Annotated in this window: 22 protein-coding genes; 19 read left to right on the top strand and 3 right to left on the bottom strand. The window is 69.1% G+C overall.

Annotation, left to right across the window (positions count from 1 at the left end):
- Nucleotides 1–265: 265 nt before the first annotated feature.
- From ACFC1F_RS32190 to ACFC1F_RS32170, 5 genes are all read left to right on the top strand, one after another.
- A complete protein-coding gene (locus ACFC1F_RS32190) occupies nt 266–1,630 on the top strand; it encodes a polymorphic toxin-type HINT domain-containing protein (RefSeq protein WP_376163647.1) in 1,365 nt (454 codons plus the stop codon).
- Nucleotides 1,627–2,067: an Imm1 family immunity protein gene (locus ACFC1F_RS32185; RefSeq protein ID WP_376163645.1), complete on the top strand. Its 441-nt coding sequence runs from the start codon at nt 1,627–1,629 to the stop codon at nt 2,065–2,067. The genes ACFC1F_RS32190 and ACFC1F_RS32185 overlap by 4 nt, the downstream gene beginning before the upstream one ends.
- A 324-nt stretch (nt 2,068–2,391) precedes the next feature.
- Nucleotides 2,392–3,240, top strand: coding sequence for an ArsR/SmtB family transcription factor (locus ACFC1F_RS32180; protein WP_376163643.1), 849 nt, complete (start codon nt 2,392–2,394; stop codon nt 3,238–3,240).
- A 200-nt stretch (nt 3,241–3,440) separates the two neighbouring features.
- On the top strand, nt 3,441–3,632 hold the full coding sequence (locus ACFC1F_RS32175) for a hypothetical protein (RefSeq protein ID WP_376163642.1): 192 nt from the start codon (nt 3,441–3,443) through the stop codon (nt 3,630–3,632).
- Between the two features lie 210 nt (nt 3,633–3,842).
- Nucleotides 3,843–4,871: an NAD-dependent epimerase/dehydratase family protein gene (locus ACFC1F_RS32170; RefSeq protein ID WP_376163640.1), complete on the top strand. Its 1,029-nt coding sequence runs from the start codon at nt 3,843–3,845 to the stop codon at nt 4,869–4,871.
- Here the strand turns inward: ACFC1F_RS32170 and ACFC1F_RS32165 are convergent.
- On the bottom strand, nt 4,864–6,213 hold the full coding sequence (locus ACFC1F_RS32165; protein ID WP_376163638.1) for a hypothetical protein: 1,350 nt from the start codon (nt 6,211–6,213) through the stop codon (nt 4,864–4,866). The genes ACFC1F_RS32170 and ACFC1F_RS32165 overlap by 8 nt on opposite strands.
- Nucleotides 6,214–6,488: 275 nt before the next feature.
- Between ACFC1F_RS32165 and ACFC1F_RS32160 the strand changes: the two genes are divergently transcribed.
- From ACFC1F_RS32160 to ACFC1F_RS32125, 8 genes are all read left to right on the top strand, one after another.
- The gene (locus ACFC1F_RS32160) at nt 6,489–6,926 is read left to right on the top strand and encodes an ATP-binding protein (RefSeq protein WP_376163636.1); all 438 of its coding nucleotides are present in this window, start codon (nt 6,489–6,491) and stop codon (nt 6,924–6,926) included.
- Nucleotides 6,927–7,018: 92 nt separating this feature from the next.
- Nucleotides 7,019–7,402: a hypothetical protein gene (locus ACFC1F_RS32155; RefSeq protein ID WP_376163634.1), complete on the top strand. Its 384-nt coding sequence runs from the start codon at nt 7,019–7,021 to the stop codon at nt 7,400–7,402.
- Nucleotides 7,403–7,549: 147 nt separating this feature from the next.
- Nucleotides 7,550–8,782: a methyltransferase, FxLD system gene (gene fxlM, locus ACFC1F_RS32150; RefSeq protein WP_376163632.1), complete on the top strand. Its 1,233-nt coding sequence runs from the start codon at nt 7,550–7,552 to the stop codon at nt 8,780–8,782.
- 49 nt (nt 8,783–8,831) lie between these two features.
- Nucleotides 8,832–9,002: an FxLD family lanthipeptide gene (locus tag ACFC1F_RS32145; protein ID WP_376163630.1), complete on the top strand. Its 171-nt coding sequence runs from the start codon at nt 8,832–8,834 to the stop codon at nt 9,000–9,002.
- Nucleotides 9,003–9,090: 88 nt separating this feature from the next.
- Entirely contained in the window at nt 9,091–12,144 is a 3,054-nt protein-coding gene (locus ACFC1F_RS32140; RefSeq protein WP_376163628.1) for a lantibiotic dehydratase, read from the top strand.
- The gene (locus ACFC1F_RS32135; protein ID WP_376163626.1) at nt 12,141–13,343 is read left to right on the top strand and encodes a lanthionine synthetase C family protein; all 1,203 of its coding nucleotides are present in this window, start codon (nt 12,141–12,143) and stop codon (nt 13,341–13,343) included. Before ACFC1F_RS32140 ends, ACFC1F_RS32135 begins: the two co-directional genes overlap by 4 nt.
- Nucleotides 13,344–13,360: 17 nt before the next feature.
- Nucleotides 13,361–14,191 carry a thiopeptide-type bacteriocin biosynthesis protein gene (locus ACFC1F_RS32130; RefSeq protein ID WP_376163624.1) on the top strand — a complete coding sequence of 277 codons (831 nt, stop codon included), beginning with the start codon at nt 13,361–13,363 and terminating at the stop codon, nt 14,189–14,191.
- The gene (locus ACFC1F_RS32125; RefSeq protein ID WP_376163622.1) at nt 14,188–15,327 is read left to right on the top strand and encodes a hypothetical protein; all 1,140 of its coding nucleotides are present in this window, start codon (nt 14,188–14,190) and stop codon (nt 15,325–15,327) included. Before ACFC1F_RS32130 ends, ACFC1F_RS32125 begins: the two co-directional genes overlap by 4 nt.
- A 290-nt stretch (nt 15,328–15,617) precedes the next feature.
- Here the strand turns inward: ACFC1F_RS32125 and ACFC1F_RS32120 are convergent, their stop codons facing one another.
- Nucleotides 15,618–16,472, bottom strand: a complete 855-nt coding sequence (locus ACFC1F_RS32120) for an IclR family transcriptional regulator (protein WP_376163620.1) — start codon at nt 16,470–16,472, stop codon at nt 15,618–15,620.
- Between the two features lie 105 nt (nt 16,473–16,577).
- Complete coding sequence (locus ACFC1F_RS32115) at nt 16,578–17,525, bottom strand: zinc-binding alcohol dehydrogenase family protein (protein ID WP_376163618.1); 948 nt, start codon at nt 17,523–17,525, stop codon at nt 16,578–16,580.
- A 936-nt stretch (nt 17,526–18,461) separates the two neighbouring features.
- Between ACFC1F_RS32115 and ACFC1F_RS32110 the strand changes: the two genes are divergently transcribed.
- From ACFC1F_RS32110 to ACFC1F_RS32085, 6 genes are all read left to right on the top strand, one after another.
- Nucleotides 18,462–18,776 (top strand): transcriptional regulator, encoded by a 315-nt coding sequence (locus tag ACFC1F_RS32110; RefSeq protein ID WP_376163616.1) that lies wholly within the window; start codon nt 18,462–18,464, stop codon nt 18,774–18,776.
- A gap of 1 nt (nt 18,777) precedes the next feature.
- On the top strand, nt 18,778–19,824 hold the full coding sequence (locus ACFC1F_RS32105; RefSeq protein WP_376163614.1) for a hypothetical protein: 1,047 nt from the start codon (nt 18,778–18,780) through the stop codon (nt 19,822–19,824).
- Nucleotides 19,824–20,531, top strand: a complete 708-nt coding sequence (locus ACFC1F_RS32100; RefSeq protein ID WP_376163612.1) for an ATP-binding protein — start codon at nt 19,824–19,826, stop codon at nt 20,529–20,531. The genes ACFC1F_RS32105 and ACFC1F_RS32100 overlap by 1 nt, the downstream gene beginning before the upstream one ends.
- A 107-nt stretch (nt 20,532–20,638) precedes the next feature.
- A complete protein-coding gene (locus ACFC1F_RS32095; RefSeq protein ID WP_376163610.1) occupies nt 20,639–21,202 on the top strand; it encodes a WhiB family transcriptional regulator in 564 nt (187 codons plus the stop codon).
- Nucleotides 21,199–22,272 carry a DUF2637 domain-containing protein gene (locus ACFC1F_RS32090; protein ID WP_376163608.1) on the top strand — a complete coding sequence of 358 codons (1,074 nt, stop codon included), beginning with the start codon at nt 21,199–21,201 and terminating at the stop codon, nt 22,270–22,272. The genes ACFC1F_RS32095 and ACFC1F_RS32090 overlap by 4 nt, the downstream gene beginning before the upstream one ends.
- 83 nt (nt 22,273–22,355) lie before the next feature.
- Nucleotides 22,356–22,580, top strand: coding sequence for a hypothetical protein (locus ACFC1F_RS32085; RefSeq protein WP_376163606.1), 225 nt, complete (start codon nt 22,356–22,358; stop codon nt 22,578–22,580).
- Nucleotides 22,581–22,736: the final 156 nt, after the last annotated feature.

Genomic DNA, 22,736 nt, shown 5'->3' with positions numbered 1-22,736 from the left:
CGGCCCAAGCCTCGGCCGCCAAGGCCGCCAAGGCCGCCGAGGCCGCGAAGACGGCGAACGCGGCGCGGGCCTCCGCCAAGCACGACGCGGCCACCGCCGTGTACTCCGTAAAAAAGGCCCAGCAGTCAGCCGGCCTGGCTCGAGCCGCCGCAGCCAACGCCGACGCTGCCGCAGCCGAGGCCCGGGCTCCGCAGTAGCCGCAGGAAAGGACGCCACCGCCGCCCAGGCAGCTTCAGATGACGCCCACGCCGACTACCAGAACAAGTTGGAAGCGGAGGAGAAGGCCAGGCTCGCCAAGCTTGAGGAGGAGCGTAAGAAGGCTGACGAGCTCCGCAAGCAGCAGGACGTGGCGCAGAAGGCCAAGGACGACCAGGCGGTCAAGGACAAGCAGGACGCGGTTAAGGCGATCGAGGAGGAGATCAAGAAGCAGAAAGAGGACAGCGATAACATCAACTTCCTCTACAAGATCTTCTCCGAGAGCGTCCACCTCACCCTCGATGTCATTGGTGGAGCCGGCGGCGTTGTCGCCCCCGGTTTCGCCGACATAGCCGACCTCGTCAACTGCGCTTACTATGCGGTCGAGGGGAGGAAAGCAGAAGCTCTTACATCCTGCATCGGCGCTATTCCATTGGCTGGCGACGGTGCCGCAGTGGCCAAGCTCGTTCAGTGGGCCAAGAAGTTCGGATCTTGGGGCGAGAAGGCCGCCGAATTCATCAAGAAGCTGGTCACGCGACTTCCCAAGACGTGCCCACGGCCGAACAGCTTTCCCGCTGGCACCCAGGTTCTCATGGGCGACGGCAGTCGCAAGCCCATCGAAGCGATTAGTGTCGGCGACAGCGTCCTCGCCACCGATCCAGTCACCGGGCAAACTGCCCCCCGGGCTGTCGATGCCGTCGTCTATACGCCCGACGACCGCGACTTCACCGACCTCGACATCCTCGGGGACAACGGTAGCGGAAGCCTGACAGCAACCGACCACCATCCCTTCTGGGCCGAGGACCGTCACGGGTGGGTCGACGCCGCAGGCCTCAGCGTTGAAGATCTGCTACGTACACCGAGCGGTTCCACCGCAAAGATAGTAGGTGTTCAGCACCGAAAGATCCTTCAGGGCGCCTACAACCTGACGGTTCGAGACCTCCACACCTATTACGTCCTGGCCGGACCTACGCCGGTACTCGTTCATAACATCGACTGCTTCGATCCTCTCGACCTGGCAACCTCATTCGAGCTTCCCGTCTTCGAAAAGACGACGTACGGCGTTGCACAGTTCAATGGTGGATCACCATTCAAGATGTGGAGTGGCGACAGGGTAAACAGTATGGACTTGATGAGGAAAGTGAGTGATAAACTCCGGGAGGCTGGCATCCTGAAGGGCGAAAGCTCGATATCTGGACAAGCTGACCATGTGGAGCAGAAGCTGGCTGCTATGATGATGGACGATGCCAGTATTGTCGAGGCTGAAGTAGTGATCAATAACCCGAATGGACCATGTATAACTGACCCATATTTGGGTTGTGATGCGGTTCTCAACCTTCTCGTCGGCGACAAGTCATTTAAGGTGCACTGGCCAGATGGGAAGGGTGGGTTTAAGGATCAGGCATTCGGGACTGGGAGGGCGAAGAGGCGATGAATATTGGCGCACGCATTGAAGCGCGATATAGGCCGGAACATGGCAGGAAGCCGGTTCTCATAAGCACTGTTGAGGAGCTCGACTCTCTCGTCGATGAACTGCTGACAGGTCCGCCTGATAGCAATGCGGCAATTCTTCATTCTATGGACCGCGAACGTCTGCCGACAGGTGTCCCCGACCACTATCTCTGGGTCGGGGTGGATAGAGATGTCAACCTGGGTTTCGTCACGTTCGTCGATGAAGGAGGAAACTTCACCTCCTTGGGATCGCCAGAAACTCGGACCGCTCCTGTTTACTGTATCGCGGGACAGTCTACGGAATGCACTGATCACTCCGAGATCCCAATCGAATTTGTACGGCAGGCTGTAAAGGAGTTTCTGACTTCCGGGGGGAAGCGACCTGCCTGCATTGAGTGGCAGAACGAATTCCCGTCCTGATATTTCGTGGCGGCCCGCCGATCCAATTGGTGGGCTGCCACGCCAGTCGGGTGTCGCGCCGCACCCCGGCCCCGGCGAACAGCAGCTGGACCTGTTCATGGTTATTGTCGGGTGAGGCGTAGTTCGATGGAGGCATATCAGTTGGCTGCTTGAGGTTCCCCCGAGGTGCGGAAAAGGTTGCCGGACATGGCCTGATTGGCCGTGAGAAGGGAGCCTCTGCCATGGCTGCACCGATGAAGTACCCGCCCGAGTTGCGGCAGCGAGCTGTTGCCGCGTACCGGGCCGCCGATCCGAAGTCTTGAGCGGTTGCCCGAAGGAGCGGTGTTGCTCGGCGCCCTGGTGCCGGCCTCCGGCTGGATTCCGGACTTCCTCACCCCCAGCGAGCCCGACCACTCCGGGCCTGCGGCGTTCGAAGCTATCCGGTCCACGCCGCGCGGGCGGCTGGCCGCCGATCTGCAGCGCCTGGCGGGCCGTCATCGCCTGCCCGTGTGGGCCGGATCGCTAGCGGAGGGGGACCGTGAGGCGTTGGACGCGGTGGCTGACGCGCTGGAGACTTACCACAACGTCGCCATCACTCCATTCGCCGATCAGATGCGGAAGGTGCTGGAGGCGGACCGCGCGTGGCGGGTGCACACGATGGCTCGCGGCGGTCTCGGCGCGGTGCTGGCCGGATTGCACCCGCAGATCCACTGGCGGGAGCCGGTGCTGGAACTCCCCGGGCCGCGCGGAACGGGCGACGTGAACTTCTACTTGGAGGGACGGGGCATCCTCCTGTGCCCCCACGTCTTCTGCGGGCCCAGGCCCCGAGCCCTGCTCAACGACGTCGACAAGCCGGTTCTCGTGTACAGGCCCATCTGGGACCCAGGAAGCAGCGGCCTCGTCGGCGGGATGTCGCATACAGCCCGACTGGCCGAGGCGCCAGCGCTCGGCGCACTGTTGGGGCGCACCCGTGCTGCTGTTCTCGCAACTTTGGCGACCTCAGACGGCCACACCACCAAACAGCTTGCCGAGAGCCTCGCCATCGCGCCGGCCTCTGCCTCGGAGCATGTCGCTGCCCTGCGGGCAACCGGCTTGGCGACCAGCCGCCGAGATGCGAACACGATGCGGCACACCGTCACACGATTGGGAATCGATCTCATCTCGGCCGGGAATGCCAGTGACGGAACAAGGTGACCGTGAACGACCCCGTCGATCCGCACGCTAGTTCCCGCAGGGCACCTACAAGATCACCCTTCCCGACACCTTGACGCCGCCGCTGAGCTCTTAACTTCGTGTGGCACTGGATGATCAATGGTGGCTGCATCCACTCTCCGCCGACTCCTGCCAGCACGACCGCGGCCCCGGCTGGAGTACCCAGAGAAGAACAGAGCCAGGTGCTGCTGCTCCTCGCCGCGCTCTTCGCGGTGCTCATCGCGGACTCCCGCCCCGCTGGAGCCCTAATCCTCGGGCTCTTCGCGGTCCGCAGCCTGGCCGCCCATCTGCCGGCGAAGCGCCACCGCGACCGCCTGCTGAGGCGCGCGGTGCCAGCAGCCGAGCCGTCGGCCCCGGGTGATCATCTCGACTGAGCGGTGGCCAGCGCCGCGGGCCGCACACCCGGAGCGCCGTTGCACGGAGAAACGGCGAGGACAAAGGCGACGCGGACCTTTCGCACGATGGAAGAGGGGGCCGAGTGGCCGGTCTCCCATCCCCATGTGCCAGTGAGCATTCGAACCACGCCCCGACCTCCAAGCGGAGCGGCTGGCGCAGGCCCGAGATCACAGGGCAGGATCGTCGGCATGCGGATTCTCGTGATGGGTGGGGGCTGGTTCCTCGGCCGGGCAGTTGTCAGCGGTGCGCTCGCGCGGGGCTGGGAGGTGACGACCTTCAGCCGTGGAAAGTCGGGCGTCCCGGTGGCCGGTGCGGCGGCGGTGCACGGGGACCGGGAGCGGCCGGAGGACATTGCGCGGCTTGCCGCCCACGGTCCGTTCGATGCTGTTGTGGACACCTCCGCGTCCGAGCTGGCACCGCGTAGGGTGCTTGCCGGGGCGCAGGTTCTCGCCCCGTTCGTCGGTCGGTACGTATACGTCTCCACCGTCTCGGCGTACCGGGGTTGGCCGGATGAGCCGCTGAGCGCGGATTCCGAAGTGCTGGACGGGCCTGCGGATGCTGATGCCGACTACGGCCGTCTGCCGGATGACTGGACCGGTCCCGACTACTACTACGGGCGGCAGAAGGCGGGTGCCGAGCGTGCCGTGCTTCGCATGTTCGGCGACGGTCGGGCGTCCGTTCTACGACCGGGTGTCATCCTCGGTCCGGGGGAGTACGTGGGGCGCCTCCCCTGGTGGTTGCGGCGGGCGGAGCGCGGTGGCGACATCATGGCGCCGGGAGATCCCGGACGGACCGTCCAGCCGGCGGACGTGCGCGATGTCGCAGAGTTCGCGCTCGACCAGGCCACCCAGACAGGGCTCCAGGTTCACAACGTGACGGCACCCGTGGGGCGGGAGACCATGGCAGGCTTCCTTGATGCCTGCCTGCGCACCACGGGCAGCACGGGGACGCTGGTCTGGACACCGGACGAGGTGCTGATCGGTGCCGGCGTGCGCCAGTGGACCGAGATCCCCCTGTGGCGAACCCACGCCGGGGCGTGGGCCATCGACTCGTCCACGGCGTTTGCTGCCGGATTCCGCAGCCGCCCGCTGGCTGAGACCGTGGCGGACACCTGGGCCTGGCTCCAGGAGGGCAACCTGCCCGTGCCGCACCCCCGCTGGGCGGAGCACGGCATCGCCCCGGAGAAGGAGCTTCGGATCCTGGAACGGGTCAGCTGACGTCTCCGCTGCCGATCGCGAGCCGCGCCACGCCCGGACCCAGGAGGCGAGGCGCGGCCACGGCGGTGAACTCCTCGATCTGTTCGGCAAGCGACGTCGCGGGGAGCGAGTCGCGGAACGTCGGTGAGACGAGCTCGCCGCGAACCGCATCGAGCCGCTCCACCAGACCCGCTCCACGCCACTGACGGGGAATCGTGAGCACCGGGGCCAGCGCCTCGGCTGCCCCATCGAGGTCGCGCCTCAGCAACAGGGCCATGGCGAGGTCGGAGGATGCCTGAGGGGCTACGACGAAGGGAACCGTGTCCGTCGTGCTCGCGGCGATCAACTGCAGAGACTGCCTCGCCGAGCTCTCCGCGCCCGCTCCGTCACGCAGGAGCAGGTAGCTGGAGCTGTTCGACATCGCGACCCGCTCCTGGCTGAAGGCGAACTCACCTGCCAGGTCGTCGTGGATCGCGTCACGTCGGCGGCCTCGGTCCTCCATAGTGAGCTGTATGGCCCGCCGTGTCTCGTCGACGCGGCCCAGGTGCGCGTAGGCGCGAGCGGCGATGGCGGCGAGTCGCGCCTTCCCGGCGTCGCCGACGTCCGTGAACTGTTGGGCCGTCGTCACGTGCCGGACCGCCTGCGTGGGGTTGCCGTTCCAGTACGCCAAGATGGCCAGGTAGCCGTAGGAGTACGCCTGGAGCGCGTCATGCTCGGCAAGTTCCCCGTACAAGGCGGCCGCGCGCAACAGCTCGACGGAGATCGACGGCAGGCCGAGGTCGAAGGCGCAGCCCCCCAGGAGTGCGGACGCTTCGCCAGCGGCCAGGTACAGGCGTCCGCGCTGCGACAGCCGCTGCGTCCGGTCGAGCATCACCTTCGCAAGCTCGAGCACCTCCTTCACCTGGAGGTAGATGTCGTGCGGCGGAGTGCTGGTGTGCGCCCGGACCAGCCGGGCCAGATCGTCTTCGAGCTGGTCGATACTGAGGTCGGGCAGGATCTGCGCTGCCGCCTCCGTGGCGTGCGCGCGGGCGTCTCGTGCGGTCATTCGAAGTTCACTTTCATCGAGCATCGGCCTCGTGGGTAGCGCCGGCGTTTGCCCGTCGGAGTTGGGCCCGAACAGTTCCTTGGCAGGGTGCCCGAACATCCGTTTCAAGATCTTCGGGGCCGGGCGGCGCGGCATGCTGGTGTCGCCCTTCTTCCACCGCTGGAAGCTCATCTCGGAGACCGCCGCGCCGCGGTAGATCGGGTCTCCGGTCTCCTGGAGCAGGAGGTTCGCGGTGCGTTGGTAGTCGTCGGCGAACTCGGCGAACGTCAGTCCGTCGCGCTCGACTAACTGGTGGAAGAGCGTCCGAGGCGACGTCATCAGGGCTGTCCCTCCGCTGGGTGGCAGCGCGAGAGGCTGCACGTGGCCGTCACCTACGTGCCTACCACCAAGGCGCGCGATCCCAAAGGCGCTGCCTCGAAGTGTTGGTCAAGTGGTGGCCGTGGAGGCGATCCATCACCCGATCGTGCATCAAGTGACGGCTGGAAAGGGATGGTCGTGTCAGCCCACGGACGGCACTCTGTACCTCCGCAAAGTGAAACCGAAGCCCACGGAGCCCGCGCTGCTCCACACGACGGGAGCGGGGTCAAGCATCCGTGAATGACATCGTTCAAGCAGCTCAGCGACGCTGGCAGGCCGATTACAAGGCGGAACTCAGTTCCGTTGGACAGATGCGACGGGCAGTTCGGGCCCGGCTCCTTCGCGGGGGGCTGGAACCGGACAGTGATGCGCTGGGCGAGCTCATGCTGATGGCCTCGGAGCTGGTGACCAACGCCATCGTTCACGCCTGCGCGGTCGGGGACGTGACCACCGTCCGGCTGTGGGCATTGGGCGGTGTCTGGCAGTTGGAGGTACAGGACCCGCTCTGCCGGCCTCTGCCGGAGCCGACCGAGGCCGGCCCGGCGGCGACCGGTGGTCGAGGGCTGCTGCTGGTCCGTGGACTGTCCGACGAGTTCGGCGTGGAGCTTCTGAGTGGGAGGGGCAAGAGCGTGTGGGTGCGAAAGGCGGCTTCCTTGGAGAGGGCCGGACGATGAGGGCCATGCTCCGTTGGCGGTGCCGCGGCAACGAAGTCGCCGACGTACCCGACATCCCCGAGGCTTCGGTCCGACCCGGCTGGGAGGTTCCCGTGATCGAATCGGGCCCGGGCCCGTTCGTGGTCCCGGATCGAGTTGCCGAGGGCTACTGGTGTGAGGTGACCGGCTTCACCGACGGCGCCGGCCGGAAGCTGGTGCTAGCCACCTTCGAGGCGAGCACCCCACGGGTCGCGGTCCACTGGACGCTCGCTCGCCTTCGGGCCATGTCCGAGCAGTTCGACCCGCAGGACGGCCACCGGGTCCGGTCGCTGCTCTCCACCCAGGAGGACCAGGAGGCGGCGATGGCGGAGATGGTGTTCGGGCAGGTCTTCACGCTCACCGTCACCGTGGACGGCGTGGTGTACGTCCTCTCTGCGGCGGCCAGTACGGGAGTCGAGTCCCGGCTCCCGGGAAGGCCGCTGCTCGTGGCGAGGTGACGCCCGGCCGCGAGCGGCCCACAAGCTTCCCGCCGACGCGGCCGCAACCGATGCCGGAACGGGGGAAGGCGGGATCCCTGGCGCATACCGGTGTCCCGCCAAGCAAGACACTGCAGGTGAACGCACTACCGAAAACTAGGAGTTGCGATGTCCACCCTCTCGGGTACGACCGGTCAGTCCTCGCAGGAGACCGTGGAGCGGCTGCGCGTCGCGATGGTTGAGGCGCTGCGGTGCGACGGCACGGTCCGGACGGACCGCGTCGAGGCCGCTCTGCTGGCGGTTCCCCGGCACATGTTCGCCCCCGAGGTGCCGCTTGAGGAGGCGTACGAGCCGGTCCGCGCCCTGGTGACCAAGCGAGACGAGCACGGTCTCGCCGTCAGTTCGGTGTCGGCGGCGCAGATCCAGGCGCTGATGCTGGAGCAGGCGGACGTGAAGCCGGGGATGCGCGTGAAGGAGATCGGCTCCGGCGGATACAACGCGGCGCTGATCGCCGAACTCGTCGGCCCGGAAGGCGATGTGGTGACCGTCGACATCGACTCGTTCGTCACCGACCGCGCGGCCAAGTACCTCGACGCGGCCGGGTACGGGCGGGTGCGGGTGGTGCTGGCCGACGGCTCGAGGCAGGTGACCGGAGAGCCGTTCGACCGGATCATCGTCACGGTCGGGGCGTGGGACCTGTCGCCGGCGTGGACGGACGGACTCGCCGACGGCGGCACCATCACCGTCCCGCTGCGGATGCACGGGCTCACCCGCTCCATCACCTTCCGCCGGGAGGGCGACCGGCTGGTCAGCCTGTCCGCCGAGGTGTGCGGCTTCGTCAAGATGCAGGGCGCCGACTCGCACGAGGAGTTCCTGGTGCTGCCGCGTGGCACCAAGGAGGTCGGACTGCGCTTTGACGAGCTCGACCGGCCGGACACCAGCGGGCTGGCCGGAGTCCTGGACGGGCCGCGGACGGAGCGCTGGGCCGAGGTGACGGTCGGCAACCAGGAGCCGTTCGACTCGCTGTACCTGTGGCTGGCCTGTGCGCTTCCGGGTTTCGGCCTGATCTCCGTGGACTCCGAACTGAACACCGGCACGGTCGCCCCCGCGAACCGAATGGCGTGCCCGGTGATCGTGGACGGTGACAGCCTGGCCTACCTCGCGCTCAGGAAGACCAGCGACTCTCCGGCGACGTACGAGTTCGGGGCGCACGGCTTCGGCCCCAACGGAAAGCGCCTGGCCGAGCTGGTCATCGACCAGGTGCAGGCGTGGAACAGCGACCACCGCGCCTACGGCGGCCCGACATTCACCGCCTACCCGGCGGGCACCACCGACGAGCAGATCCCGGACGGGCCGGTCATCGACAAGCGCCACGTCCGGCTCCTGATCTCCTGGCCGTAATCCGCGGCCAGGTCACAGAGCACCACCACCCACAAGGAGGAAATCCAGCATGGCCAAGGGAATCGACGTGGCCGCTGCCACGACCGACGGCGACTTCGAGCTGGACCTGACCATCGTCGAGGGCTCGGACCCGGTGGCCGCGCTCCTGCGGTCCACCGACGACAACTGCGGATCGACCTGCTCGGGGTCGGCCTGCGCCAGCGGCGGCGGCAACGTCTGACCGCTCCCACCTGCGTGACCGAGGCCCGGCGTGGGGCTGACGCTGCCGCACACCGGGCCTCGCCCTTCCCGGAAAGAGGTGAACCACCGTGTACCGAGCCGTGGGCCCGGCCGTGCTTCGCGCATCGGCGCGACCGGGCGAACCCGTCACCTGGCCCGACCTGACCAGCGGCTCTGCCGAGGACTTGCGCTCCTGGCTCCAAGTCGTTTGGTCCGATCCCGCACTGGTAGCGGCGGTGGAGGTGGCCGCCGGCGCGCAGTTGGGCAGCCGCGTCCGGTCGGTGATCGACGGGAAACAGATCGGCGGTGCCCGACTTCGGCGCCTGACGACCTCCGTGATGCACTACCTCCTGCGGGCACAGGGCCGCGCAACGCCGTTCGGATTGTTCGCCGGGATCACCGCCGTCCCCTTCGGGCGCGAGGCCGTCGCCCCCGTGTGGGGGCCGGGCCGGGCCATCGCCCGGCCGGACTCCAGGTGGCTGAAGGAGAAGTCGAAGCTCCTGGAAGGGCTGCTGGCTGAACGGCTGCCGGTGGTCGCCAACAACCTCCGCATCGAAGCCGCAGGACGGATCATCCTGCCGGCCACCCCGCATCCCGCGGACCGAATGCCGGTAGAGGTATCCGTGCGTGCCACCCGAGCCGTCCACGCCGCACTGCACGAGGCTTCCACTGTCATCGGCCTGGGCTCCCTGGCCGGTCGACTCGCCGCGCACTTCCCTCACGCGCGGCCGGGCCAGATCCGGCTGATGCTCGGCGAACTGCTGCGCCAGCGATTGTTGATCAGTGCACTGCATCCGCCGATGACCACCGTCGACCCGCTCGGCCACATCCTGGCCGTCCTGGCAGAGCTCGGTGCTCACGATGTGCCGCAGGCAGCCCGGGTCGTCGGCGAACTCGGATTGGTGGCGGACAGCCTTGACCGACACAACCGCCTCTGCGAGCCCCGTGCGCAGCAGAAGGAACGGCAAGCGATCACCTCGGTCATGGCCGTTTCCGGAAGCGACCGGCCGTTGATGGTGGACCTGCGGCTCGAGGCCGGCCCTGTGACGCTGCCCGACCAGGTAGCGGCCGACACGGCGCGAGCGGCCGAGCTCCTGACCCGGCTGAGCCCCCAACCGGGAGGAAACCCGTCCTGGCTGGACTACCACGCGCGCTACATCGAGCGGTACGGGCCCGGCGCGGTCATCCCCGTCACGGAGCTGCTGAACCCCGATACCGGACTCGGCCTTCCCGCCCGCTACCGGGACTCGCCGCTGCCGGAGGTGCCGTCACGGCTCGGGCGCCGTGACGGCCGGCTGCTGGCCATGGCCCAGAAGGCTGCCGTCGAGGGCGTGGTCGAGATTGCGATGGACAAGCGCCTCATCGAGCACCTGTCGGTGGACCAGGACCCGACGCTGGTGCAGCCGAGCGCGGAACTCACAATCCACCTGGCCGCCGCCGACCCGGCCGCGCTGAACAACGGGGCGTTCACGGTGACGGTCCTCGCCGTACCCCGTGCGGCCGGCACCACCACCGGCAGGTTCCTGCACATGCTCGACGGCAAATGCCGCGAAGACCTCGAAAGTGCGATCAGGGAGGCACCGACGCTGCACGCTGACGCCCTGCCGGTCCAGCTGTCCGTCCCTCCGCTGTTCACCAGGGTGGAGAACGTCGCCCGCGTGCCCCAGCTCCTCCCGTTCCTGCCGCTGGGGGAGTACCCGGCAACGGGTTGTCCGAGCCTTCAGCTGGACAAGCTGGGGGTGTGCGCGGACGAACACCGCCTGTGGCTCGGGACGTTGGCCGATCGCCGCCCTGTCGAGGTCCGGGTACTGAACGCCGTGGAGTTCCGTGCACACACCCAGCCGGTGGCCCGGTTCCTCTGCGAGATCACCAACGCCTTCACGCCGGTGCTCACCGGCTTCGACTGGGGAGCGGCCGGCAAGTTGCCGTTCCTGCCCCGCCTGCGCCACGGGCGGATCGTGCTGTCCCCAGCGCGCTGGAACCTGCCCGCGGCCGATCTGCCTCCGGCCGAGGCGCCTTGGGAGGAGTGGGAGAAAGCGGCCCGTTCCTGGCTGGCGCTGTACCGCGTGCCAGCCCGGGTCTACCTGACCCGGCATGACCTGAAGTTGGCGCTCGACCTCGACCAAGCGGCACACCTAGTCCTGCTGCGCGAGCACCTTATGCGAGAGCCAACGGCCGTCCTCACCGAGGCCCCGACCCGGGAGTCGAACGGATGGTGCGGTGACCGGGCGCACGAGATCACTGTTCAGTTGCACTCAACCCGAGCACCGCTGCCAGCCAGCCGGCGACGGCCAGCGCGCTGCACCGGGTCTCGCGACGGGCACCTACCGGGGGCGTCTCGGTGGCTGTACGCCAGGCTGTACGGCAACCCCGCCCGCGCTGACGCCGTGTTGGAACGGCTGCCGGTGCTGCTGGGACAGTGGACCGACACCCCGTCGTGGTGGTTCCTGCGCCACACGGACCCCGAACCCCACTTGCGTCTGCGGCTGCTCCTGCCCGAGGCCGCCCCATGGACGCGGGCCGGGGAGCGGACGGCCGAGTGGTCCAGGCAACTGCGGGCCGATGGCCTGGTCACCCGGCTCCAGCTGGACACCTACCAGCCGGAGACCGGCCGATACGGCGACGGCGCGGCAATGCGCCAGGCCGAAGTCGTCTTCGCCGCCGACTCCCGCGCCGTCATCGCCCAGCTCGCGTACGGGGCGGCTGCGAACGCCGACCGAGCGGCGGTGACGGCTGCCAGCATGACGGCCATTGCCACCGCGCTGCTCGGGCCGGACGCCGGACGCGGATGGCTGCTCAAGCAGGTCCCTTCCAACGGCACCTTGCGGGTGTCCCGGTCCGTCAGCCGGCAGGCGCTCGTGCTGGCCCGACAACCCGGTAGCTGGCCTGCCCTGGAGTGCACTGCCGCAGGCCGGGCGATGGCCCGCGCCTGGGCAGAGCGTGCACGCCAACTCGGCATCTACCGCGACCTCCTGACCGAACAAGGCGAGCTGGAGCCGGACGACGTGGTGGGCGCTCTGCTCCACGTTCATCACGCGCGAGCGATCGGCATCGATGTGGAGAGCGAACGTGCATGTCGCCGCCTCGCCCGCGCCGTCGCCCTCTCCGAAGCCGCCCGCTGCCCTGAAGGGGTACCCCGGTGACCACCACCGTCAGCCGTGACCGCGACGCCCTTGCCGCCTTGGCCAAGCCGCTCCTGCTCCCGCCCGACAGCAACTCGGCGAAGTGGGGACAGTCCCTCGCCAAGGGCGCGCCAGGCATCGCCCTCCTGCACGTCGTCCGCGCCGCCACCGGCAGCGGCGACTGGAACACCGCCCATGCCTGGGTCGCCGCCTGCCTCCGCCGCCCGGTCCTCTCGACCCCCGGCACCGGCCTCTACTTCGGCGCCCCCGTACTCGCTCATCTACTGCGCACCGCCGCCGCCTACGGTCCCCGGCCCTATGCGTCGCAGATCGCCCAACTGGACAACACGGTCGAGAAGATGGCCGAGCGGCGCCTCGCGGCAGCGCACCAGCGCATCACCCAGCTCGACCGGCCGATCTTCGCCGAGTACGACCTGCTGTACGGCATGACCGGCCTCGGGGTCCACCTACGGACCTGCGGAGACAGCCACCTGCTGCGCGACGTGCTCACCTACCTGGTCCGGCTCACCGAGCCGCTGCGGGACCGGCCCGGCTGGTGGACCGACATCGCGCCTTCGGGCGACGCCTCACCGCATTACCCCGGAGGCCACGGCAATCTGGGCCTCGCCCACGGCATCCCCGGCCCCCTTGCCCTGCTCGCCCTCACCTACCGCGACGGCATCCGAGTTCCCGGTCACCGACAGGCGATCACACGGATCACCGCCTGGTTGGACGCCTGGCGCCAAGACGCCGCCGCCGGATCGTGGTGGCCGGAAGCCGTCACCGCCAACGAGGTCCACGTCAACCGCACCCGCCAGCAGAGCCCACTCCGCCCCTCCTGGTGCTACGGCACCCCGGGCATCGCCCATGCCCTCCACCTGGCAGCCCTCGCCACCGAGGACGAAGCACGAGCCAGGAGCGCCGAGCAAGCCCTCAGCGACTGCCTCGCCGACTCCGCCCAGCTCGCAGAGCTCGCCGACAACAGCCTCTGCCACGGAACCACCGGACTCCGTCTGCTCACCCACCGCTTCGCCGACCGCGTGCCGATCCCGGACACGGCGGACCGACTCCGCGCGGCCGCCGACGGGGTGCCCCTCCTGGACATCGAACCCGCCGAGCCGGGTCTGCTCGAAGGTGCCGCCGGTACCGCCCTCGCCCTGCAGACCCTCACCACGGTCCGGGACGGCATCAACTGGGATGCCTGCCTGCTGCTGATCTGAGTCGAAGGAAGCCCCCCATGACCAGCCCGTACGAACCACCCTGGTTCCAGCAACACCTGCACCTGGCCGGCCCCGCGACCGAGACCCACGCGGCACAGTACCTCGGACCCGCCTTGACCACATTGGAGTGCAACGCCGTAGTCGCCACCTGGCACTTCCTGCGAAAGGGCGACCGCTGGCGGCTGCGCTACCAGCTGGCCGGCACGACGGATGAGATCACCGGTACCGCGGCCGTGGAGGAGGTTCTGGGTCAGTGTCGTGCCGCCGGAATGATCACGACCTGGACCGCCGTGGTCTACGAACCGGAGACCCGCGCCTTCGGGGGCCCGGAAGGCATGGATGCCGCGCACCGCCTCTTCCACCTCGACAGCCGCTGCACCCTTGCCTACCTGCGCGCAGTCCACAATGGTCAACTAACTGACCAGCGGCGGGAGCTGTCTGTCCTCCTCGGCGTCGCCACCATGCGAGCAGCCGGCCTGGACTGGTACGAGATCGGGGACACGTGGGCGAAGGTCGCCGAGAACCGTCCGGCTACCAGGGTCGGGGGATCGCGACTCCGCAATTCGGTGCGGACCCTGCTGTGCGCCGACACCGGCCCGGACTCGGCCCTCATGGCAGGAGGGCGACTTGCCTTCGCGGCAGGCTGGTTCACCGCCTTCGCGGACTACGGTCGAGAACTCCGGCAGCTGAATGACAGCGGGCAGCTTCGACGCGGGCTTCGACAGGTCCTCGCGCACCAGCAGCTGTTCCACTCCAACCGGCTCGGGCTCAGCCACGATGATCAGGCCCTGCTTGCCGGCGCCGCCGCGACCGCCGTTCTCGGCCTGCACCCGGGAGCCGCCTCATGACCACATCCGGCCCGCTCGCGCACGCGCTCAGCCGCTTCCCGTTGGTCCCGCGCAAGCGCGCTCTCGCCCGCCCTCTCGGCCACCGGGTAGAACGGCTGACCGAGCTCGCCAAGGCGGCGGAAGTAAACAACGACCTTGTTGCCGCTTCAGGCGTCCACAACCTCACCGCCCTGCTCGCAGCAGACCGCGGTCTGCCCGAGCTGGCCCGCACCCTGTGCTTCAGCCACGCGGACCTGTACCTCGCCCGCCGCCCGCTCGCCGCCGAACACGCCCGCCTTGCGCTCGAACCGCTGGTCAACCTCGCCAACCTGGCCATCCGCCAAGGGGACGGCAGTGCCGCGCTCTACGTGCTGGACGAACTCGCGCGCTCGGTCGCGAGCGGGAGCGATGCGGTGGTGGGAGGTCAAACGGTCACGCTTGCCAACCTGACGGTCCCAGGCCCCGCGAAGGGGGACGTCAGCGAATGGCTGGACAACATCCGCGTGTACGACGGCGCCCGTGCCCTCGTCCGGGACGGACGCTGGGTCGACGCCTACCTGCATTTCAAGCAGGCGGGTGGGGGCGGCCGGAGAATGTTCGACGGCCGCCAAGTCGGTGTCATCGCCCTCACCGTCCAGGGTCACGCCGACCTGGCGCTCAAGGTTCTCGCCGAAGCCCCGGCCGAGGATCCCTGGGAGGCGGTCGTTGCCTCTTCGCTGACCGTCGCCTGCCTGCTGCTCACCGGCCGCCCGTGCGCGGAACAGGCCGAGGAGATGATCAACGTGCACCGTGGCCTGAAAAGCCACGACGACATGCTGATCTTCGACCTCCGTCTCGCCCTGACGGTCTCCGATCTTGCTGCGGCAGCCGGTCGCCCCGGTGAGGCCGACAGGATCTTCGCTGGCGCCGCCCGCAAGACCCTCGCGGAGCCCGAAGGCTACAGCGCCCGCGACCTGCTCGCACACTCCCGCTCGGAGAACCTCACCCGAGCCGAGCGCGAGCAGCTCGCCGCTTCCGCCGCCGCGGCCGGCTTGGGTGCACTCCACCTGTCCACCGAACAGGAGGTCCGCATCAACGCCGCCCTCACCCTGGCCACGAAGGTCATCACCACCGCGCTCGACGCACCCCAGGGGATGCCCGCTATGGCCACCGACTAGATCGCATGGCTGGCTGGAACCGAGAACATGACGGCGAGGAGGACGACGGCAAAGGCGGTCCGCGGTGGCGCACCACCCTTGCTCGCCCAGACCGTCGGCCGGCTCCGCAGCCTCATTGCCGCGTAGGCCGGCGCTGCCATCCCGCCCCTGCTGCACAACGGACCGTCGTTCTGACGCCCTGGCAGGTATCGGCGTAGGGCCGATTCCTACTCTTCTTGAGTCGAGCGCCGCCGCTCCGCGAGACGATCACGGTGCGGCGGCGCTGGAGCTGGTCGGACAGTGTGGCGTGCTTACACGACAGCTGACAGCGGCGTCGCGGTGAGCCGACTGATGTCCTCAGCTGTCTTGAGCGTGTGGTAGATCAGCGGTCGAAGGTCCGCGGGCATCTCACCGCTCGGCTTGAGCATGAGGACGGCGCCCATGATCGAGTCTCGCCACAGGACCGGGGCGGCTACGGAGTCCCAGCCGGCCATGCACTCTTGGCGGCCCACGCCGAAGCCGAGTTGCCGGATCTCCGCGAGGGAGGCGGCGAGCGCGTCGTTGTCGCGGATGACGCCGGGGCCGGCGGTCGCGGGTACCTCCTCGGCCAGGACCTGCTCCTGGATGCTCTGCGGCAGGTGGGCCAGGATGACGCGTCCGGACGCGCCGGTCCGCAGCGACCGGGAGACGGAGACGACGTCCTCGGCGGTCATGCCTACGTCGGCAGGGTCCATGTCGCCGAGAACGTAGTCGGTGCACAGCCGACGGGCGCCGCCGAGCGGGCTGAGCACGTACAGCAGGGCGAGTCCGCCTGTGGCGCGGTTGAGCCGTTCGAGGTAGTGGTGGGTGGAGGCCGGGTTGGGGGTGTGAGCCATGGCCTGGACGCCGGCGCGGGCGGTCGCGGTGCCGAGGCGGTAGAGGCCCCGCCCAACCTGCTCGAAGACGCCGTCGGCGTCGGCGACGCCGGTCTGCAGGATGCGGTGGGTGGTGGCGCGGTCCAGCCCGGCGGCGTCGGCGATCTCGCGCAGGGTGTGGACCTCGCCGGGCAGGCGGGTGAAGGCCTGCTGGACGGCGTAGGCGCGAGCAGCGAGGGACGAAGCCGGTCGGCTTGCCGTCGCGGCGTGCCGGCGTTGAGCGGGCACGCTGTCGTTCACGGTGCTGGTCATGGTTGGTGGTTCCGTTTGAGGGTTGGCGCGCCTACCGAGGACGCGACCACGGTTGCCGCGGTCCCGCGTGGTGCGGGCGGGCGAGGGTTTCGGAGACCGGGCTGGTCAGCTGTCCAGGTCGAGGACGGTCTTGCCGGTGGTGAGGCGGGCGGCGAGATCGTGGTGCGCCTGCCGGGCTTGGCCGAGCCGGTAGCTCCGGCCGTGCAGCGGCTTGAGCCAGCCGTCCGCGACGGCGGTGAACAGCGCGTTCATCGACTCGTTGAGGTGAGTGCGCGAGGGGTAGAGGCTGGGGAGCCAGAAACCGGTCACGGACTTGGACCCGGCGACGAGCTGGGTGATCGGAACGAGCCCGTTGGCGCCGGTGACGGCGCCGAAGACGCTGAGCCTTCCGCGCGGAGTCAGGGCGTCGAGAGTGGCATGGAAGACGTCTCCGCCGGTCATCTCAAGTGCGGCGGTCACGTGTCCGCCGGCGGCATCGACGATCCGCTTGGTGAGGTCGTCGGAGGTGGAGGAGTCGACGACGGCATCGGCCCCGAGGTCGGTGGCGATCTGGCGCTTGTCCTCGGTGCCGGCCATGGCCACGACCTTCGCGCCGACGCGCTTGGCGAGCTGGACTGCGAGGGAACCGACACCTCCGGCGGCGGCCGGGATCAGCACGGTGTCCCCGGCGGTCAGGCGCAGGTCGGTGTGGAGCAGGTGCCAGGCCGTGTTGCCCTGCAGCATGAGCGCGATGGCGTCGTGGTCGCCGACGGTGTCCGGTACCTCGAAGGCGATCTTCTTGTGGGCCGACACGATCTCGGCGTAGCCGCCGCCGCGGCCCAGGGCGACGAAGCGGCGCCCGTCCTCACTGGTGCCGAGGACCTCGTTGCCCGGGATGAAGGGGCACGGCATCGGAGCGGGGTACGTGCCCTCCCGCAGGTGGATGTCGGCGAAGTTGACGCCGGCCAGGCGGGTGCGGAGCCTCACGTGGCCGGGACGGATCTCAGGCTCGGGCATGTCGCACAGTTCCAGTACTTCGGGACCGCCGAACTGCCGCACGGCAATGGCTCGCATGTTGTTAAACCCTAAATGTTGCATGGTGGTTTCTCGACGAAGCATCACGCCACTGCGGCGCTTCGAACATGGAATATACCTGGCCCGGAAAGGGCCGATTCCGCCTGCGCATATAGGGGAGTGCTCGTACGGCATTCCAAGATCATGTATCGAGTGGTATTGCTCACGTCACTCGGCGTAGTTGCGATCGGCTGCTTGCTCACTGTGAAATGGGCAGGTGGATGGCGGTGGGGTGACCTCGGCGCCTGGTTGCGGAGCGTGGGTAGGCGCCGAATCAAGATCGTTTCTCAGTCCCTGAAAATTGCGCTCCGCTACTCGCGTAGATGTATCGAATTTGTTGACCCATATCCATGTCGAAACCTAATGTCATCCCCGCGGTGCAGACCTGCGCCGATCGTTTGATAGGGGGTCAAGTCACGATGTCTCAGTAAAAGCCGTGACTGTGGGCGACCGGATCGCCGACGACGCCGGTCCTCACGTACGGGGAAGGTGTCACCGCGTGTGAGAACAGGGTCGAGACCACGCTCTGTACGTACGGTGCGACATGCCGGGAGCTGGTCGAGCGTGCCTGCAGCCGATGGCCACCCGCAGTAGCCGTGGCCGAATAACGGTGACGAACAGGCTGTGGGCGTAGCCGGTAGCCAGAGCGCCTCATGCCTGGTCGGGAAGGGCGCGAACGGGCTGGATCTGTGAGCCCGGTCCCTCTATGGTCGTGCTCCCGCCGCCACGGCAGGCGGCGCACAACGACGGGAGGGCAACCTCGCCGTCCCGGTCCGCAGGGCCGGAAAAGCGACCGGCGCCCCGGAGCTACCAACTCCTGGACGCCGGGCCGGAGCCCCGAAGGGCACCGATTCACAACCACGCTGCGGCGGGACTTCCTTGCACGAGAGAACCGCCGCGCGCTCCTACGAACAGCCGGAGTATCGCATGCTCGCCATGCCCAGCGGAACCCTCGCCTGCCCGGAAACAGGCCGCCACCGCCGCCTCGCGGTGCAGCTCAGCGGCATGATCCCAGGTGCGGTCACCATCCGCGTCAGCCTCAATGACCCCGCCGCCCAGTGGCCGCATCCCTACGCCCGCGCGACGGCTGCGGACGGCAAGCCGATCCGCGTGAGCCGGATCAAGGCCGGCGTCGCCGCGCGCTGGGTCCTGCGGACCTGGCCGGACGCCGACTGGACCCGCCCCCACACCCTCGACCTCTCCAACGGCCGGCTCACGGCCGGCACGGGCGCAGCGGTTCGGAGCCGCTGACATGGCACGTATCCGATCGGTCAAACCGGAGACCTGGGTCTCCGAGACGCTGGCCGAGGTTTCCATCCCGGCCATGGTCACCTTCCTCGGCATGACCAACCACGCCGACGACCACGGCCGCCACCGCGACAACGCCGCGATCGTCTACGGCCTCATCTGGCCCCTGCGTGACGAGGTCACCCGGGCGAACGTCGAGGACCACCTCCAGCAGCTCGCCTCCGTCGGCGCCGTATGCCGGTACACCGGCTGCGACGGACGCCGGTATTTCCACTACCCGACCTGGGGTCGCCACCAGAAGATCGACAAGCCGAGCCTGTCCCGGCTTCCCGCCTGCCCGCACTGTGAGCCGGAGCGGTGCGGAGTCTGCAAGGGCCCCTGCATCCAGCGGGTCGCCCTCCCGGACGCTTCGGGGACGGTGAACGCGGACGCCCCGAACCCTCCCCGAGGACTCGACGAGGGTCCGGCGAACACTCCAGGCGCCCTCGCTCTACCCGCCGAGCCCTCGGCAGCACCTCCCGCCGCCACTCTGCCCGCCCCCGCGGCCGCGCCCGACACCCTGGTCGGCCTTGAGTGTGGGCCCGGCGATAGACCGAAGAAAACCGCAGGTCAGACGGCCATCGCCGAGGATGCGCCGAAGGCTCTCCGAAACCTCCCGGAGCCCTCGACGCCTGGATCTAGGATCTTGGATCCTGGATCTTCTTTCCCTACGGGGCGCGAGGCGCCCGACGCGACCGTCTCCGCCAACCAGCTCGTCGGCGAGTACGTCGCCGCCTGCGCCAGTCGGCCTCCGGGCAGCGTGATCGGCCACCTCGGGAAGGTCACGAAGGCGCTGCTCGCGGAGGGCATCGCGCCGGAGCACGTCCGGGCCGGGCTGCGACGGTTCGCCGAGATTCAGGGCCACCCCTCCCGGCTGCCGAGCCTGGTCAACGACGCCATGAACGCACGAGCTGGCGGTTTTGCGCGGCCGGGATTCCGGCCTACCGTGCCCGCCCACCAGGCGTGGACCAACCCGGTCGACGCCGCCACCGCCTACGCCGAGGAGCTGTGATGCGCCGACACCGCGAACCGCGGACCCTCGCCGACGGCGCGTCGGTGCTCGACCGGATGGCCCTGATCCTCGCCACCCGGGGCATCGACCAGGCCACGGTCGACGCCCTGCCGGACGACGCCGAGTCGTACTCGGCACTGGAGGCGTTGTCCGCCGGGGTGCCGCCCCGCTACCGCGACGCGGTCGCCGAGCACCCCCAGGTCCTGGCCTGGGCCCGTCAGGTCGCCGCCCAGGCCGTCTCCCCGAGCCTCGGCGCCCGCCGCCAGGCTGCCACCGGCCCGAGCCTGCTGATGGCCGGGGTCGTCGGCGCCGGGAAGACGTATCAGGCCTACGGTGCAGTCCGCGTCCTCGTTCAGGCCGGCATCGGCGTGCGCTGGCGCGCGACCACAGCCGCCGACCTCTACGCCGAGCTGCGGCCCGGCTCCGACACGGACAGCGAGCGGGTGCTCGCCGCCTACAGCCGCGTGCCGGTGCTGATCCTCGATGACCTCGGGGCTGCGAAGTCGAGCGAGTTCGTTGAGGAACAGACCTACCGGCTCATCAACCGCCGCTACAACCACATGCTGCCGACCTTGATCACCACGAATCTGCCGATCGGGGCTCTCAAGGCCTACCTCGGTGACCGTGTGGCCTCCCGGCTCGCCCAGATGACCACCCGGGTCGAGTTCGAGCCGGTCGACCGCAGACGCCTCCAGCGCGCCGCCTGAACGGCCGCCGTCCCGGCCGCTTCGTGGCGCGACACCAGCCTCACCGACCCAGCGCACCTCTCCGCCGACGCCGCCCTGCGCGCGGAGAGCGATCGGAGCAACCCCGCATGACCATCACGACCAGCCCTGCCCGCCACCGCTCGCTCGGCGACCACACCTGGCAGGACCAGGCCGTCTGCAACCCGACCGAGTACAACCCCGTCGACCCGGAGACCTTCTTCCCCGGACCGGAAGAGGCCGACAAGATCGCCACCGCCAAGTCGCTCTGCGCCCAGTGCCCGGTCCGACGCGCCTGCTTGGACGCCGCCCTGGAAGCGGGCGACATCCACGGGATCAGGGGCGGCCTCACCGAGGAGGAACGCGAAGCCCTGCACACCAACCTGGCCAACCGCCTCGACCACAGCCGGGTCAACGACACCCTGGCCGGCCGCGACATCCACCTCACCAAGGGCGAGCGCCGCGCGGTCGTCCTCGCCGGATACCGTCAAGGCGTCACCGTCGAGCGCCTCGCCTCGCTCCTCAAGATCACCGAGGAACACGCACTCAAGCTCTACCGCGAGACCCGCCGCGCCATCCGCCACCGGCAGATCGCCGATGAAGCCACCCGCACCACCTCCGCCATGGACGGCAGCGTTGCCCTCGGCCGCCACGACTTCGGGACGGCGGCATGACCACCACCGCCTCCACGCCGACCTCCGCACCCGTCACCGGCTGGGACCGGGCCGTCGTCATTGCACTCGGCGCCGCCGGCTGCGCGCTGTCGTACGACGCACTCCAGCAGATGGCCACCGCGATCCACGTCCGCGGCTTCCTCACCTACCTCTTCCCCCTGGTCGTCGACGGCTTCATCGCCTACGGGGTGCGCGCCCTGCTGGTGATGCGCGAAGCACCACTGCGGGCCCGTGCCTACGTATGGCTGCTCTTCGGCTCCGCGACCACCGCCAGCCTGTGGGCGAACGCGCTGCACGCTGTCAGGCTCAACCAACTGCACGCCGCCGACGGGGGCCTGCGTCTCGGCGACACGGTGGTCGCGGCGCTGTCCACCATCGCCCCGCTCGCCTTGGCCGGCGCCGTTCACCTCTACATCCTCATCGCCCGCGGACCGGTCACCTCGGCTGACCGGGACAGCCGGAATGACCGGGTGGCCGAAGTCGGCCCCGGTCAGTCGGGCGTCCTGGCCGCTCAGGACGACCGACCGGTCAGTACGACCAGGACAGCGGAGAGCCGGGCAGCGGTTGGTCATCACGGTGCCGGGCAGCCAGGCGGCGCGCCGCCGGTCAGCAGAAGCGCGCCCACAGGACAGCCCGTCAGCAGCCTCCAGCGCGCCGTCCCGGTCACCCCGGAGAGTGTGACCGAGGTCAGGCCGGTCAATCTGACCAAGGCCGCGGAGCTGGGCGGTCACCCGGACAACGCCCTGCCGGTCAGTGACCGGCCGGCCCCGGCCGGCCCGGTCACCGCACCAGAGGTCAGTCACCTCGCACCCGCCGTTCAGCCGGTCATTGGCCCGCGGGTCACTGACCGGGCTGACCGGGGGACCGGTGACCGCAGAGCTGACCCGGACACCGAGGAGCTGCTGGGCATCGCCCGGAAGGCGGTCAAGGCGGAGGACAAGCTGACCCGCAAGGTGGTCGCCCAGGCGATCCGAGGCCAGCAGATCCCGCTGTCCAGCGACACCCTGACCCAGCTGATGGCCCAGCTCCGGGCTCAGCACGGTCAGCCGGTGACCGTCGACCGCGACTGACCGACACCGCACCGGCCGGGGGACCAACCACGTCACCCCGGCCGGTCACCCCGCATCAACTACACGGAATCGGAGCAGCCCTGATGCGCACCACCCCCGCCACCTGGGCCGAGGCGGACGCCTGGCTGACCGTCCTGCACCAGCGCGGCCACCTCCACCGCATCGAAACCGGCCCCGACGGCACCCGGACCGTCCAGCGCGGCCAGCACTCCCGGGCCTTGACCCTCCACCACCCCGCCCTCGCCCTCGACTTTGTCGAGGACCGCCTCCGTGAGATCCGTCTGCGCCACACCGAGGCCAGCCGGTGACCGCCACCGACCTCGACGGCACCACCCTTGGACCGGAGCGTGACCGTGATCAGGCACCCGGCGGAGCAAGTTGTGGGGTAAGGACTCCTTACCCCGCCCCCGCCCCGAAGGGAGCGCAGGCTCCCCGGTCGTGGGGGGGGCCGGGGGGGGGGGGGG

Source organism: Kitasatospora sp. NPDC056181 (assembly GCF_042266225.1).
GTDB lineage: Bacteria > Actinomycetota > Actinomycetes > Streptomycetales > Streptomycetaceae > Kitasatospora.
Note: the sequence above shows the minus strand (reverse complement) of the source record. Positions and strands in the feature narration are given on the sequence as shown.